The organism is Bordetella genomosp. 5, from assembly GCF_002261475.1.
Classification (GTDB): Bacteria; Pseudomonadota; Gammaproteobacteria; order Burkholderiales; family Burkholderiaceae_B; genus Bordetella.
In genome coordinates this window covers 311,933-326,464 of sequence record NZ_NEVN01000007.1, presented here as the reverse complement: position 1 = coordinate 326,464, position 14,532 = coordinate 311,933, and the positions used below count along the sequence as shown (strand labels likewise).

General features: G+C 68.0%; 11 protein-coding genes. 6 read left to right on the top strand and 5 right to left on the bottom strand.

Translation table 11 applies throughout. The annotated features are described in order from the left end of the window. Nucleotides 1–46: 46 nt before the first annotated feature. The 3 genes from CEK29_RS14395 to cphA (CEK29_RS14385) form a co-directional block, all read right to left on the bottom strand. Nucleotides 47–247, bottom strand: a complete 201-nt coding sequence (locus CEK29_RS14395) for a CsbD family protein (protein WP_094801098.1) — start codon at nt 245–247, stop codon at nt 47–49. 464 nt (nt 248–711) lie between these two features. Beyond that, complete coding sequence (gene cphA / locus CEK29_RS14390) at nt 712–3,282, bottom strand: cyanophycin synthetase (RefSeq protein WP_094858518.1); 2,571 nt, start codon at nt 3,280–3,282, stop codon at nt 712–714. Between the two features lie 55 nt (nt 3,283–3,337). Then, nucleotides 3,338–5,953 carry a cyanophycin synthetase gene (cphA, locus tag CEK29_RS14385; protein WP_094858517.1) on the bottom strand — a complete coding sequence of 872 codons (2,616 nt, stop codon included), beginning with the start codon at nt 5,951–5,953 and terminating at the stop codon, nt 3,338–3,340. A gap of 262 nt (nt 5,954–6,215) precedes the next feature. On the opposite strand from cphA (CEK29_RS14385), the gene CEK29_RS14380 reads away from it, so the two are divergent. Further along, nucleotides 6,216–8,498, top strand: a complete 2,283-nt coding sequence (locus tag CEK29_RS14380; protein WP_094801092.1) for a cyanophycin metabolism-associated ABC transporter — start codon at nt 6,216–6,218, stop codon at nt 8,496–8,498. Nucleotides 8,499–8,502: 4 nt separating this feature from the next. Then, nucleotides 8,503–8,979, top strand: coding sequence for a cyanophycin metabolism-associated DUF1854 family protein (locus CEK29_RS14375; RefSeq protein ID WP_094801090.1), 477 nt, complete (start codon nt 8,503–8,505; stop codon nt 8,977–8,979). Between the two features lie 16 nt (nt 8,980–8,995). Here CEK29_RS14375 and CEK29_RS14370 read toward each other — a convergent pair whose 3' ends face one another. After that, complete coding sequence (locus CEK29_RS14370) at nt 8,996–10,135, bottom strand: GNAT family N-acetyltransferase (protein ID WP_094858516.1); 1,140 nt, start codon at nt 10,133–10,135, stop codon at nt 8,996–8,998. A gap of 101 nt (nt 10,136–10,236) precedes the next feature. Here CEK29_RS14370 and CEK29_RS14365 point away from each other — a divergent pair, with 101 nt between their 5' ends. The 4 genes from CEK29_RS14365 (at nt 10,237) to CEK29_RS14350 (ending at nt 13,604) form a co-directional block, all read left to right on the top strand. Beyond that, nucleotides 10,237–11,061, top strand: coding sequence for a ferritin-like domain-containing protein (locus CEK29_RS14365; protein ID WP_094858515.1), 825 nt, complete (start codon nt 10,237–10,239; stop codon nt 11,059–11,061). After that, on the top strand, nt 11,058–11,750 hold the full coding sequence (locus tag CEK29_RS14360) for an MOSC domain-containing protein (protein ID WP_094858514.1): 693 nt from the start codon (nt 11,058–11,060) through the stop codon (nt 11,748–11,750). Before CEK29_RS14365 ends, CEK29_RS14360 begins: the two co-directional genes overlap by 4 nt. A gap of 35 nt (nt 11,751–11,785) precedes the next feature. Further along, complete coding sequence (locus tag CEK29_RS14355; RefSeq protein WP_094858513.1) at nt 11,786–13,033, top strand: lytic murein transglycosylase; 1,248 nt, start codon at nt 11,786–11,788, stop codon at nt 13,031–13,033. Nucleotides 13,034–13,184: 151 nt separating this feature from the next. Continuing rightward, nucleotides 13,185–13,604, top strand: coding sequence for a YidB family protein (locus CEK29_RS14350; protein ID WP_094801080.1), 420 nt, complete (start codon nt 13,185–13,187; stop codon nt 13,602–13,604). Between the two features lie 5 nt (nt 13,605–13,609). Here the strand turns inward: CEK29_RS14350 and CEK29_RS14345 are convergent, their stop codons facing one another. Then, nucleotides 13,610–14,464, bottom strand: a complete 855-nt coding sequence (locus tag CEK29_RS14345) for a universal stress protein (protein ID WP_094801079.1) — start codon at nt 14,462–14,464, stop codon at nt 13,610–13,612. Between the last annotated feature and the right edge of the window lie 68 nt (nt 14,465–14,532).

Here is a 14,532-nt window from a genome sequence, read left to right as displayed (position 1 = left end):
CGTACCCTATTCAGCAAGGGGCGTGCCCGAGGCACGCCCCGCGCCATCAACGATTGCGATCAAAGAAGTCGTCCACTTCCTTCTTGGCTTCGTCCTTGGTCTTGCCATAACGCTCCTGGATCAGGCCGGCCAGACGTTCGGCGTTGCCTTCGGTGCGCGTCAGCTCGTCGTCGGTCAGGTCGCCCCAGGCCGCCTTGGCCTTACCGCTCAGTTGCTTCCACTTGCCTGCGATGATGTCGTTGTTCATCTGCCTCTCCTTGCGTTGCTTGGTGACCGATCCACCGTGGCCTGGGTGTCTCGTGCCGCCGGGATGTTTGGTTGCTGATCAGCACGGTTCCTACCGTACGAGGCCCCGGCGCGGCCTGTCAAAGCCGGGGTGTGGGCAAATGTAAGCCCTTGATCGACAACACACTTCTCATGAGCAAGGGTCGTGCCCGAGGTCGCTGTTACAAATGCGATTTCAGTAAAACGCCATAGCGAAAATCGAATTTGTAACGCTTGCCGGGCAATAAACGGGGATGGAGTAAAGCCATGCGTCAGTTGCATTCAGATAAACAAAACGGCGCTTTCGCGCCGATTAATTAACTGAATGTATCTGGAAGGAGGGTGCCGACCGGGCGAAGAGGAGCCAAGAGGTGAGGCGCTGGGGCCGGGCGGAGGGGGCGCGCCGGCCTGCCGTCACGCGGACAGCAGGCCGGGCAGGGGGACGTCTCAGCGGCCGGCCACGCGCTCGGCGATGTGCGCGAGCGCTTCTTCGACCTGGTCGACCAGGATCAGGCAGAGGTCGCCGGGGTTGAGGCGTTCGAGCGCGCGGTCGATGGCGATGAACTCGCCGCGGATCTCTTCGACATGGTTGGCGCGCTGTGCGTTGGCCAGGCCCTGGCGCAACAGCGCGAGCACCTCGCCGTCGGCGCGGCCGCGCTGGCATTGGTCTTCGTAGAGAATCACGTCGTCGAACACATCACCGAGGATCTCGGTCTGGCGGCTGAGATCTTCGTCGCGCCGGTCGCCCGCGCCGCTGATGACCACGCTCAGGCGCTTGGCCGGCATGGCCTGCACCGCCTGCACCAGCGCCAGGATGGCGTCGGGGTTGTGGCCGTAATCGGCGATCAGGGTGGCGCCGCGGTAGTCGAACACGTTGAAGCGGCCCGGCGCCGTGGCGGCGTCGTTGACGAAGCTGGCGAGGCCGTCGCGCACGACCTGCCAATCCAGCCCGAGCGCCCAGGCCGCGCCCACGCAGGCCATGGCGTTTTCGACCTGGAAGGTGATCGCGCCGTCGCGCGTGAGCGGAATGGCGGCCAGCGGCAGCGTGACTTCCTGGGTGCCTTGAGCGGCCACGATGTGGTCGCCATCGCGATAGACCACGCGCTTGCCCTGGGCCCGATGGGTGGCGATCAGGGGATGGTTGCGGTCGAGCGCGAAATAGGTGACCTCGCCCGGGCAGGCGCTGGCCATCTCGGCCACGATGTGATCGCCCGCGTTGAGCACGGCCATGCCGCTGTTCTTCACGTATTGCACGATCACGCGCTTGACCACGGCCAGGTCTTCGACGGTGCTGATATAGCCCAGACCCAGGTGGTCGCCCATGCCGATGTTGGTCACGATGGCGACGTCGCAGCGGTCGAAGGCCAGGCCTTCGCGCAGGATGCCCCCGCGCGCGGTTTCGAACACGGCCGCGTCGACCTCGGGGTGCAGCAGGATGCGGCGCGCGCTGCGCGGGCCGCTGCAGTCACCGGTGTCGATGCGGCGCTTGCCGACGTACACGCCGTCGGAGTTCGTCATGCCGACGTTGTTGCCGGCGCAGGTCAGGAGGTGCGCGCTCAGGCGCACCGTGGTGGTCTTGCCGTTGGTGCCCGCCACCGCGATGACGGGAATCCGCGCATCGTCGCCGTCGGCGAACATCTGGCCCACGATGGCTTCGCCCACCGCGCGGCCCTTGCCGAACGAGGGGTTCAGGTGCATGCGCAGACCCGGCGCCGCGTTGACCTCGACCACGCCGCCGTGCTGGTCTTCGAGCGGCAGATGGACCGTCTCGGCAACCACGTCCACGCCGCAGATGTCCAGGCCGATCATGCGCGCGGCCGTCACGGCGCGGGCGGCCATTTCGGGGTGCACTTCGTCGGTCACGTCGGTGGCGGAGCCGCCGGTGCTCAGGTTCGCGTTGTTGCGCAGCACGACCAGCGTGCCGGCGGGCGGCACCGAGTCGGCCTCGTAACCCTGTTTGCGCAGGGTGGCCAGCGCGATGTCGTCGAAACGGATCTTGGTGAGCGAGGTGGCATGGCCATCGCCGCGCAGCGGGTCGGCATTGACCTGCTCGACCAGTTGGCGGATGGTCTGCACGCCATCGCCGGTGACCTGCGGCGGGTCGCGGCGGGCCGCGGCGACGAGCGTATTGCCCACCACCAGCAGACGGAAGTCGTGGCCCGGAATGTAGCGCTCGACGATCACTTCGGAGCTGATGTCGGAGGCGGCCTCGAAGGCGGCCAGCACGCGCTCGCGCGTTTCGATGTTGACCGCGACACCGCGGCCCTGGCTGCCGTCGCGCGGCTTGACCACCACCGGGCCACCGAGCTCCTGGGCGGCTTCCCAGGCGGCCTCGGCGCTGTCGACCGAGCGGCCGAGCGGGACGGGCACGCCGGCGGCGTCGAGCAGCATCTTGGTCAGGTCTTTATCCTGCGCAATCGATTCGGAGATCGCGCTGGTGCGGTCGGTCTCGGCGGCCTGGATGCGGCGCTGACGCCGGCCCCAGCCGAACTGCACCATGCTGCCCTGCGTGAGGCGATGGTAGGGAATGTTGCGCGCGGTGGCGGCGTTGACGATCGAGCCGGTGCTGGGACCGAGGCGCACGTCTTCGTCGAGCTCGCGCAGGCGGCGCAGCGCGTCGGGCAGGTCGAACGGCGTGTCGGCCTGCGCCGACTCGATCAGCTCGACGGCCAGCGTCATGGCAAGGCGGCCGACTTCTTCTTCGCTGTACTCGACAACGACCTGGAACACGCCGGGTTCGATCGTGGGCGAAGTGCGCCCGAAGGTCACCGGACAGCCCGCATGGGCCTGCAATGACAGCGCGATGATCTGCAGAACGTGGGCCAGCGACACGGAGTCGGCGTGACCCTCGGGCTGTAACAGCCCGAGCTGGGGAAAGCGGGCTCGCAGCCGCGCTTCGAGATCAGGCAGCGACGCCAGCGAACATTCCTGGTCGGCGCAGGAGGCGATTGCCTCGATGGCCGTGTTGCGGCTCCAGAGATTGGGGCCGCGCAGCGCGCGGATGCGAGAAACTTCCATGGCAGGCATTCCTGTCGGGAAAGTGCGCCGTCTTGCGACGGCGCTGAGTCGGTTATCAGTTTTGTTGGATCCAGCGGCGAACCAGGTCTATGGTCGGACCAGAAAACGCTTCATCGGATTGCAGCAGCACGAACTCACCAGCCACCGGCTGCGCGAGCACCCGGAGAATGGCTTGCGCATGGTCGGGTTCGTCGAGAATCTCGACGGTCCGGCCTCCTTGTTCCAGCCCCTGACGCAGCAGCGCGCGGGCCTGACCGGCCGGGCGTTTGCTCTTCACGGTGCAGTCATCGTAGAGGACGACACGATCGAATGCCGCGCCGAGCAGGCGACCCTGCTCGATGAGGTCTTCGTCGCGCCGGTCCTGGCCGGCCGAGTAAACGGCCGTGCGCGACTGGCTGGGAAATTGGTCGACCGACGCGAGCAGCGCGCGCAGACCGGGCACGTTGTGCACGTCGTCGACCACGACGGACACGCCGTCGCGTTCGAACAGCGTGAACTGCCACGGCGCATCGGCCTGGTCGATGTCGAAGGTCTCGATGCTGGCGCGGATCACCTCGACCGGGACGTCGAGCGCCCAGGCCGTGGCCACCGCGGCCAGCACGTTTTCGATCTGGAACTGCACCCGGCCGCCATGGGTGAGCGGCACGGCGGCGATGTCGGCAAGCTGCTCTTCGTCGCGGCCGCGCGCCAGCACGATGCGGCCGTCGCGCACGAACACGGCGCGCTTGCCGAGGGCCACGTGCGAGGCGAGCGCCGGGACGTCGGGCGTGAGCCCGAAGTACATCACTTCGCCGTCGCAGAGCTCGGCCATCTCGACCACGCGCGGGTCGCGGGCGTTGAGCACGCCCACGCCGCCCGGCAGCACCACGTCGATCTGCGTGCGGAACACGTTGAACAGACGGTCGGTTTCGTTGATGTCGAAGTCGCCGAGGTGATCGCCTTCGTCGATGTTGGTGACCACGCCGACCTGGCAGCGGTCGTAGGCCAGGCCCTGGCCGAGGATCACGCCGCTGTCGTTTTCGATCACGGCGGCGTCGACCGAGCGGTTCATCAGCACACGGCGGCCCGCTGCCCAGGTGGCGCAATCGCCCTGCTGGACCGCGCGCTTGTTCAGGTACAGGCCCTCGCTGCAGGCCACGCCGGTCTGCTTGCCGGAGAGGTGCAGGATGCGGCCGACGAGGCGCGCCACCACGGTCTTGCCGTTGGTGCCGGTGATGCCGACGACCGGAATGCGGCCGTACTCGCCGTCGGGGAAGAGATGGTCGACGATCGCGCGGCCCACCGGGCGCGGCGTGCCTTCGGCCGGCTTCAGGTGCATCAGCAGGCCCGGGCCCGCGTTGACTTCGACGATGGCGCCACGCTGTGCCTCGAGCGGCTTGGTGATGTCCTGTACGACCAGGTCGACACCGGCGATGTCCAGGCCAACGACGCGGGCGGCCAGGACGACCAGCTCGGCGATGTCGGGGTGGACCTTGTCGGTCACGTCGAACGCGACGTTGCCGCTGCGCTGAATCAGGACGCGCAGGCCTTCGGCCGGCACGCTGTCGGCGGTGAGGCCCTGGCGCGCGATCTCCAGGCGTGCGGCCGAATCCAGCCGGACCGGATTGAGCGGGTGGTTTTCGGTGCGGCCGCGGCGCGGATCGGTGTTGATCTGGCTCGCGATGAGCTCGTCGACGGTCTGCGTGCCGTCGCCCGTGATCCAGGCTTCTTCGCCGGCGGCGGCGGCCACCATGCGGTCGCCCACGACCAGCAGGCGATGCTCGATGCCCAGCACGAAGCGCTCGACGATCACGCCGCTGCCTTCCTCGACCGCGACGGCGTAGGCCGATTCGACCTCTTCGCGCGTCATGAGGTTGGTGAAGACGCCGCGTCCGTGGTTGCCGTCGTACGGCTTGACCACCACCGGCAGGCCGATGTCCTGCGCGGCGTCCCAGGCGTCTTCGACGGTTTCGACCAGACGGCCCTCGGGCACCGGCACGCCGGCGGTGGAGAGCAGCGACTTGGTGAGATCCTTGTCGCGCGAGATGCCTTCGGCGATGGCGCTGGTACGGTCGGTCTCGGCGGTCCAGATGCGGCGCTGACGCGCGCCGTAACCGAACTGGACGAGATTGCCCTCAAACAAACGAATATAAGGAATATCGCGATCATCGGCGGCATCGACGATGCAGGCCGTGCTCGGACCCAGGCAATGACGGTCGACCAGGGTGCGCAGGTCGCTCACCGCGTCGTCGACGTCGAACGGCCGATCCTCGATGGCCGCCATGACCAAGTCGCGCGCGGCCGCCAGGGCGGCGCGGGTGACCTGTTCGTGCCAGGCGCGCACCACCACCTTGTAGACCCCCACCGTGGACGTCTCGCGGGCCTTGCCGAAGCCGCCCGGCAGGCCGGCCAGGTTCTGCACCTCGAGCGTGACGTGCTCGAGGATGTGACCGGGCCAGGTGCCTTCGCGCAGGCGCTGCAGGAAGCCTCCACGCACACCCGGACTGCACCGGTGCTCGATCAGCGTGGGCAGCCAGGCCGTCAACCGCTCGTAGAAGCCGGGAATGACATTCGACGGGTAGTTTTCCAACTCGCCGATGTCGACCCAGGCTTCCAGCACCGGTCGGTACGTCCAAATGTTCGGGCCGCGCAAAGCCACGACATCGAGAAATTCAATGTCCTTTTTTTTCATGGATGCTTGGGGTGCGTTTACACATAGGCAGGGGAGGGATTTCCCGGGGCAGGCCGTAGAGCCAGACTGGTGCCGGACGGGGTGTAGCCTATGTGTGGTGAGTGGAGATTTCCTACGGTGGAAAATACGAAAATCGGCTGCTACTATACGCCGCCTTTTTGCCCATATAAACTCGCGCTGTTGTAAGGAACGGACACGTTTTCGGTCCGTGGCCTGAGTAGATGACTCATGGCCGGCTGGGAGCGGTGTAATACGCGTTCTGATGAAAAATCACCAAACAACTTCCGGCGCCAACACGCGCGAGTTGCCCTCGTCGTGGCGGGCCGAGGCCGACGCCCAATTGGGCGAGGGCGAGTCCATCCTGGCGTGGCTCGAAACCGACCTCGACGCGCGCCTGCGGTACGCGAGCGGGTTGGTGCTCGCCACCGACCAGCGCCTGCTGGCCCGCGACGCCGACGGCCTCTGGCAGGCCTGGTCCTATTCCAGCGCGCTGCGGCTCAATCTGCACGACCACGCCGGGGCGGCCAGCCTCGAGCTCGATGACGGCACACAGCGCCTCGGGCTCTGGCGCTTCACGCTGGGCCGCAATCCCGCCGCGCTGCGTCTGCTGGGCCAATTCGAAAGCCAGCAGGCGTTGCGTCTGTCCAACAGGCCGGCCGCCGACGCCGACGTCCATGTCTGCCCGACCTGTCAGGCGCTGCTGAGCGCCGACCAGGAGGAGTGTCCGCACTGCGACGGCGAACCCGCCGAGGCGCCCTCGACCTGGGCGCTGCTGCGCCTGTGGCGCTTCGCCCGGCCCTACCGCCTGCCGCTCCTCGTTGGTTTCCTGCTCACGCTGCTGGGTACCGCCGCCACCTTGGTGGCGCCGTACCTCACCATGCCGCTGATGGACGAGGTGCTGATCCCCTACCAGAACGGCGAGGTGATCGACTACAACAAGGTGCGGCTGTATCTCGGTGGCCTGCTCGCCTCGGCCATCCTGGCGTGGGCGCTGGGCTGGGCCCGCACGTACATCCTGGCCTGGGTCAGCGAGCGTATCGGCGCCGATCTGCGCACGACCACCTACGAGCATCTGCAGCACCTGTCGCTCGAGTATTTCGGCGGCAAGCGCACCGGCGATCTGATGGCGCGCATCGGCAGCGAGACCGACCGCATCTGCGTGTTCCTGTCGCTGCACCTGCTCGATTTCGCCAACGATGTGCTGATGATCGTCATGACCTCGGCCATCCTCTTCACGATCAATCCGTGGCTCGCCCTGGTCACGCTGGTGCCGCTGCCGTTCATCATGTGGATGATCCACGTGGTGCGCGATCGCCTGCGGCACGGCTTCGAGAAGGTCGATCGCATCTGGTCCGAGATCACCAACGTCCTGGCCGATACGATTCCCGGCATCCGCGTGGTGAAGGCGTTTGCCCAGGAAAAGCGCGAAGTGCAGCGCTTTCGCGAGGCCAACAACCGCAACCTCGAAGTCAACGATCGCGTGAACACCGTGTGGTCGCTGTTTTCGCCGACCGTCACGCTGCTCACCGAGATCGGTTTGCTGGTGGTGTGGATCTTCGGCATCTGGCAGGTCTCGCAGAATCAGATCACCGTGGGCGTGCTCGCGGCCTTCCTGGCCTATATCGGGCGCTTCTACACGCGGCTCGATTCGATGAGCCGCATCGTGTCCGTCACGCAAAAGGCGGCGGCGGGCGCGAAGCGCATCTTCGATATTCTCGATCACGTCTCGAGCGTGCCGGAGCCCGCGCGGCCCGTCGCGCTGCCGCACGTGCAGGGGCACATCAAGCTGCGTGACGTCGGCTTCCGTTATGGCAACCGCCAGGTGATCCGCGGCCTGAACCTCGACATCGCGCCCGGCGAGATGATCGGCCTGGTCGGCCATAGCGGTTCGGGCAAGAGCACGCTGATCAACCTGATCTGCCGCTTCTACGACGTCTCGGAGGGCTCGGTGCTGGTCGACGGCACCGACATCCGCTCGCTGCGCGTGTCGGATTACCGCCGGCATATCGGGCTGGTGCTGCAGGAGCCGTTCCTGTTCTTCGGCACCATCGCCGACAACATCGCCTACGGCAAGCCCGAGGCGACGCGCGAAGAGATCATCGCCGCGGCGCGCGCCGCGCATGCGCACGACTTCATTCTGCGCCTGCCCCATGGCTACGATTCGCTCGTGGGCGAGCGGGGCCAGGCCCTGTCGGGCGGCGAACGCCAGCGCATCTCGATCGCCCGCGCGTTGCTGATCGACCCCCGCATCCTGATCCTCGACGAAGCGACCTCCTCGGTCGATACCACCACCGAGAAAGAAATCCAGAAGGCGCTCGACAATCTGGTGCGTGGCCGCACCACCATCGCGATCGCCCACCGTCTGTCGACCCTGCGCCGCGCCAACCGGCTGGTGGTGCTGGATCGCGGTCAGGTGATCGAAGAAGGGCCGCACGAGGCGCTGATGGCGCGCGAGGGCGCGTACTACCGCCTCTATCAGGCCCAGGCCCGCAACAACGACTCCGAAAACGGCGAAGACGATGACGACATCGTCGCCGTCGCATAACGCCATGGCGCATTCACTTTCCAATCTGCGGCTGCAGCGCAATGCCATGGGCCGCCTGGTCTTCCAGGAAGAGTCGGGCGCGGTGCACGAGGGCGTCTATCCGGTGCGCGCGTTTCCGGTGAGCGATCCGCGCGGCGGCCTGTCGCTCATGAGCGCCGATGGTCACGAGCTGGTGTGGATCGGCGACATGGCCGCGCTGGCGCCAGCGGCGCGCGAGTTGCTCGATGCGGAGCTGGCCGGGCGCGAGTTCATGCCCGAGATCAAGCGCATCGTGGCGGTGTCCACCTACGCGACGCCCTCGACCTGGAAGGTCTCGACGGATCGCGGCGACGTGTCGTTCGTGTTGCGCGGCGAAGAAGACATTCGCCGGCTGACCGGCCACACCTTGCTGATCTCCGACAGCCACGGGATCCACTATCTGATCCGCGACGCGCTGGCCCTCGATCGCCACAGCCGCAAGCTGCTCGACCGCTTTCTCTGAGGCGGGCCGGCGCGGCTCAGCCTTCGCGCCGAAACGGCGTGTGGTGCGCGAGCGCATCCCGGTAGGCATCCACCGAGCGCGTTTCATCAGTCAGGAATTCGTCGATCGCCGCCTCGAAGCGGGGATCGGCGATCCAGTGCGCCGACCACGTCGGCACCGGCATCAGCCCGCGCGCCATCTTGTGTTCGCCCTGCGCGCCGCCCTCGAAGGCCCGCAGTCCGTGCGCGATGCAGTACTCGATCGCCTGCATGTAGCAGGTCTCGAAGTGCAGGCCCGAAATGAATTCGCGGGTGCCCCAGTAGCGGCCGTAGAGCACATCGTCGCCGCGCAGATTGAGCGCCGCGGCGACCGGCTCGGGTTCGCCCTCGCGTTCCGCCAGCACCAGCATCAGCTGCCCGGGCATCTCGCGATGCAGCCGTTCGAAGAAGGCGCGGGTGAGATAGGGCGGGTTGCCGTGCTGAAAGTAGGTCCGGCAGTAGCAGGCATAGAAAAAATCGAGATGGTCGGCGGTGATGTCGGGACCGTCGAGGCGACGGAACCGCACGCCGGCGGCCGCGACCCGCTTGCGGTCCTGCAGCAGCTTCTTGCGCTTGTCGTGATTGAACGCGGCCAGAAAGGCGGCCATGTCCGGATGGCCCGCGTTCTGCCAATGGAACTGCACGCCTTCGCGCACCAGACAGCCGGCGCGCGCCAGCGCATCGCGCTCGTCCGGATCCGGAAACAGCACATGCAGCGACGAGACCTTGAGGGCGCGCGCGAGCCCGACCAGGCCCTCGGCCAGCGCGTCGCGCTCGGCGGGCGTACGCGCCAGCAGGCGGCGGCCGGGCACCGGCGTGAACGGCACGGCGGCCAGCAGCTTCGGGTAGTAGCGCAGGCCATGACGCTCGTAGGCATCGGCCCAGGCAAAGTCGAACACGTATTCGCCGCGGGAGTGCGTCTTGAGGTAGAGCGGCACCGCGCCGGCCAGCGCCTCGTCATGACGCAGCGTCAGGTAGTACGGCGTCCAGCCGGTGCGCGGCGTGGCGCAGCCCGTCTCGTGCAGCGCATGCAGATAGGCATGTTGCAGACAGGGGTGACCGTCCGTCAGGGCGTTCCACGCGTCGGGATCGATGGCGGCGAGCGAGGATTCGATGCAAAGGCGATACGCGGGGTCCATGGCGCAATGATAAAGTCTGCCGGTGTCCGTGCCGGGGTAGCCGTGCGCGGGCCGAGGTTATTGCATCGCCCGGCCATTGCGCCGGGCTCGCTCTTGCGGATATGGACATGAATGCAGTTGCGCCGCAGCCCACGCTGCGCTCCCTGGCGCTGAACGCGCTGTGCGCCGCCGAATGGCCGGCCAAGCTGGCGGCCGTGGCGGCGATCGGCGACGACCTGCCGCCCGGCGCCGACGCCGTGCTCGCCGAGCCGGCCGGCCTGCCGGGACGCCCGCGTGCGCCCGAGCTGGTGCCGCCCGTGCAGGTGCGGCAGCGCTCGGTCCAGACGCCCGAGGGGCGCGCCGCCTTGCTGCATGCCCTGGCCCACATCGAGTTCAACGCGATCAATCTGGCGCTCGACGCGATCTGGCGCTACCCGGGGCTGCCGGCGGCCTTTTACCGCGACTGGCTTTTCGTCGCCCGCGAAGAGGCCTACCACTTCGACCTGCTCAATCGCCATCTCGGCACGCTCGGCCATGCCTACGGCGATTTCCCGGCGCATAACGGCCTGTGGGACATGGCCCACCGCACCCGCGATGATCTGCTCGCGCGGCTGGCGCTGGTGCCGCGCACGCTGGAGGCGCGCGGGCTCGACGCATCACCGCTCATCCGCGACAAGCTGGCGCGCGCCGGCGATGCCGAGGGGGCGGCCATCCTCGATATCATTCTGCGCGACGAGATCGGCCATGTGGCGATCGGCAATCGCTGGTACCGGCAGGTTTGCGCCGAGCGCGGTCTGGCGCCGGTGGCGCAGTACGCCGAGCTGGCGGCGCGTTATGGCGCGCCACGTCAGCGCGGACCCTTCAATGTCGAGGCGCGCCGCGCGGCCGGATTCGACGACGAGGAATTGGCGGCGCTGGTCGCCGGAACGCCCCAGGAGGCGACATGAGTGGCTGGATCATCGAAGCGGTGCTGACCGGCGCCGTGGCGCCGCTGGGCGATAGCGGCAAACGCAGCGCCATCGCCAAGACGGCCTTGAGCGGCCCCGTGCGCGTGGGCCGCCTCGGCCTCGTGGGCGACGAGCAGGCCGATCCGCGCTTTCATGGTGGCCCCGAGAAAGCGGTGCACCACTATGCCTACGACCATTATCCGGCCTGGCGGGAGCGCCTCGGCGAGCGCGCGGTGCTGCGTCAGCCCGGCGCCTTCGGCGAGAACATCAGCACCCGCGGCCTGACCGAACACGAGGTCTGCATCGGCGATGTGTACCGCTGTGGCGACCTGGTGCTGCAGGTGTCGCAGGCGCGTCAGCCCTGCTGGAAGCTCGATGTGCGGTTCGACCACAAGGGCATGGCCGCGCAGGTGCAGCAGGGCGGCCGCACCGGTTGGTATTACCGCGTGCTCGAAGAGGGGATGCTCGCAGCCGGCGACACGCTCGTGCTCGCCGAGCGGCCGCGGCCGAACTGGCCCCTGGCGCGGATCCAGGACGTGCTCAATCGTCGTCTGGTCGAAGGCGACGCGCTGGCCGAGCTGGCGGAGATGCCGGAGCTTTCGCCAGGGTGGCGGACGCTGTTCGCCAAGCGGCGGGACGCCGGTCTGGCCGAAGACTGGACCCGGCGACTGCAAGGTGACGGCTTGTGACACCGTGTCCGCGGGGCTGCGTTTAGAATCTCCGCATGAACCGACACGCCATCACGACCCGCCGATTCCTGTCTCAATTCGCCGCCATCACGGCGCTCACCGCCGCCGCCGGCGCCGTCCAGGCCCAGGCCACGCCCGAGGCGCCCAGCGAGGCCGACCTCAAAACTTATGCCAGTTGCCTGGCCACCTTGCGGCCCGAGGCCATCAAGGCGGGGGTGAGCGGCGCCACGTTCGACCAGCACACGAAGTCGCTCACGCCCGACATGGCCGTGATCGGCTTCCTCGACGCCCAACCCGAATTCAAGACGCCGATCTGGGATTATCTAGCGAGCCTGGTCGACGAGGAGCGCATCCACGACGGCCAGCAGGGCCTCGAAGAATGGTCCAAGGAGCTGGCGCAGATCGAGCGTCAATATGGCGTGGATCCCGCCACGGTGGTGGCCGTCTGGGGCGTGGAGAGCAACTTCGGCCAGAATCTCGGTGGCCGGCCGCTACTCACCTCGCTCTCGACGCTCTCGTGCTTCGGCCGGCGCCAGGCCTATTTCCGCGGCGAGCTCTACGCCACGCTCAAGATCATCCAGGACGAACACGTCAAGCCCGAACGCCTGAACGGCTCGTGGGCCGGCGCCTTCGGCCAGACGCAGTTCATGCCGTCCACCTATCTGCGGCTGGCGGTCGACTTCGACGGCGATGGCCGCCGCGATCTGGTCGACAGCAAGCCCGACGCGCTCGCGTCCACGGCCAATTTCCTGAAGCGGGCCGGCTGGAATCCCGCCTTGACCTGGGGTTTCGAGGTCACCGTGCCCGCCGGCATGGACACCAGCGGCGCGGGTCGCCGCAACAAGAAGCCCATGTCGCAGTGGGCCGCGCAGGGCATCAAGCGCGCCGATGGCCGCGCCTTGCCGTCCGGCGATCAGCAGGTGGGCCTGCTGCTGCCGGCCGGGGTGCAGGGGCCGGCCTTCCTGGTCACGCGCAACTTCGATGCGCTTTATTCGTACAACGCGGCCGAGAGCTACGCGCTCGCCATCGCCCACCTGTCGGATCGCCTGCGCGGCGGCATGCCGTTCGCCCGCGCATGGCCCACCGATGATCCGGGCCTGTCGCGCGCCGAGCGCCGCGAACTGCAGGAGCTGCTGGTGGCGCGCGGCTACGACATCGGCAAGCCCGATGGCGTGATCGGCACCCGCACCCGCCAGGCGCTGCAGGAAGAGCAGCGCAAGCTCGGGCTGCCCGACGACGGGCGCGCCGGCCAGAAAACCTTGCGCGCCATGCGAGCCAAGTAAGGCCCGCGCCGGGGTGGGCGGAGCCCTCCGCCGCCCCGGCGTTGTTGCACGATTCGTTGCAATTGCAGCAAATCCGGGCCGGCGCGATGCCGGCCCCTCACGCTAGACTGCCTGAGTCCGGGGCGTGTCCCCCCTTGATGAGGAGTGCGTGATGAGTCTGTTGAACACCCTTTCCACGCTGGCGGGCAGCCAGGCCGGCAGCGCCGCATCCCTGATCCCCGCGCTCATCGAACAGATCAACAAATATCCCGGTGGTCTTTCCGGGCTCGTCGAGCGCTTCCAGAAGGGCGGCCTGGGCGACGTGGTGAGCTCGTGGGTAGGTACCGGCCCGAATCTGCCGGTCTCGGCGCAGCAGCTCGACGGCGTGCTGGACCCCGGCATGGTCGACGCCGTCGCGACCCGTACCGGCCAGGAGCGCGGTTCGGTGCTGGAGTCGCTCACCTCCCTGTTGCCCAAGCTGGTCGACCAGGCCACGCCCGACGGCGCGCTGGGCGCCGGCCAGGGGCTCGATCCCGCCAAACTGCTCGGCTCGCTGGCGGGTCTGCTCGACGGGCGCGGCCAGGCCGGCTGAACGCGTCAGCGCAGAATCAGCAGGTTGGTCGGCGCCTGATTGAGCAGGGCGGTGGTGGTGCTGCCCAAAACCCACTGCCGGATGCGCGAGTGGCCATAGGCGCCCATCACCAGCAGGTCCATGCCGGCCTCGCGCGCATGCGCGACCAGCGCGGCGGCCGGCTCGCCCTGGCGCTGCACGCCTTCGGTGGCGAAGCCCGCCTGGGTCAGGGCCGAGCGCGCCCACTGCAGCGCCTCGGCGCACACGCCCCGATCGGCGTGCACGACCACCACATGACATTCCAGCCCCACCAGCAGCGGGCTGCGGCTGACGGCCTCGACCGTGTGCCGCGACGTCTCGCTGCCGTCGAAGGCGACCATGAAGCGCGCGGGCGGCTGAAATGGCCGGTTGGCCACCAGCACTGGCCGGCGCAGCGCCCGCACCGAGGCCTCCAGCTTGTGGTCGGGCAGCAGGCGCGACGTGCGCGGCGGGCCGCTGTGCGGGCCCATCACGAAGAGCCGGGTGTCGGCCTCGAGCTCCAGCAGCGTATCCACCAGCAGCCCCTGGCGCTGGCGCCCATCGGTACGTAGCGCACCGCCGTCGCGGGCACGCTGGATCGCGGCCTCGAGGCGTTGCTGCCCGTGTTGCCGGGCCAGTTCGTAACGCCGTTTGTCGAGCTCGGCGAGTTCCAGGAGCAGGGTTTCTTGCGCTCCGATCCAGATGCCGCCGCCCAGATCGGAGATCGGCGCCGTTTCGGGCTGGTATTCGAGCACGTGCAGGAACTCGAGATCGGTGTCGAGCCGCTGCGCGGCCCAGATGGCGTGATCGCAGACATCCTCGGCCCGAGGGGTGTCTGCAATACAGGCGATGACGTGTTTCATGGCCTTCTCCTGGTCGCGGCGCGGGCGGGGCCCGCGGGACGGCGCTGTCCCCTAACTATCGTGCGTTC

What these genes read in the sequence shown, in the direction of transcription:
- CEK29_RS14355 (WP_094858513.1), top strand. Translation starts at nt 11,786, where the DNA reads ATGAACCGACACGCCATCACGACCCGCCGATTCCTGTCTCAATTCGCC.
- CEK29_RS14360 (WP_094858514.1), top strand. Translation starts at nt 11,058, where the DNA reads ATGAGTGGCTGGATCATCGAAGCGGTGCTGACCGGCGCCGTGGCGCCG.
- CEK29_RS14365 (WP_094858515.1), top strand. Translation starts at nt 10,237, where the DNA reads ATGGACATGAATGCAGTTGCGCCGCAGCCCACGCTGCGCTCCCTGGCG.
- CEK29_RS14350 (WP_094801080.1), top strand. Translation starts at nt 13,185, where the DNA reads ATGAGTCTGTTGAACACCCTTTCCACGCTGGCGGGCAGCCAGGCCGGC.
- cphA (WP_094858517.1), bottom strand. Translation starts at nt 5,953, where the DNA reads ATGAAAAAAAAGGACATTGAATTTCTCGATGTCGTGGCTTTGCGCGGC.
- CEK29_RS14395 (WP_094801098.1), bottom strand. Translation starts at nt 247, where the DNA reads ATGAACAACGACATCATCGCAGGCAAGTGGAAGCAACTGAGCGGTAAG.
- CEK29_RS14375 (WP_094801090.1), top strand. Translation starts at nt 8,503, where the DNA reads ATGGCGCATTCACTTTCCAATCTGCGGCTGCAGCGCAATGCCATGGGC.
- cphA (WP_094858518.1), bottom strand. Translation starts at nt 3,282, where the DNA reads ATGGAAGTTTCTCGCATCCGCGCGCTGCGCGGCCCCAATCTCTGGAGC.
- CEK29_RS14370 (WP_094858516.1), bottom strand. Translation starts at nt 10,135, where the DNA reads ATGGACCCCGCGTATCGCCTTTGCATCGAATCCTCGCTCGCCGCCATC.
- CEK29_RS14345 (WP_094801079.1), bottom strand. Translation starts at nt 14,464, where the DNA reads ATGAAACACGTCATCGCCTGTATTGCAGACACCCCTCGGGCCGAGGAT.
- CEK29_RS14380 (WP_094801092.1), top strand. Translation starts at nt 6,216, where the DNA reads ATGAAAAATCACCAAACAACTTCCGGCGCCAACACGCGCGAGTTGCCC.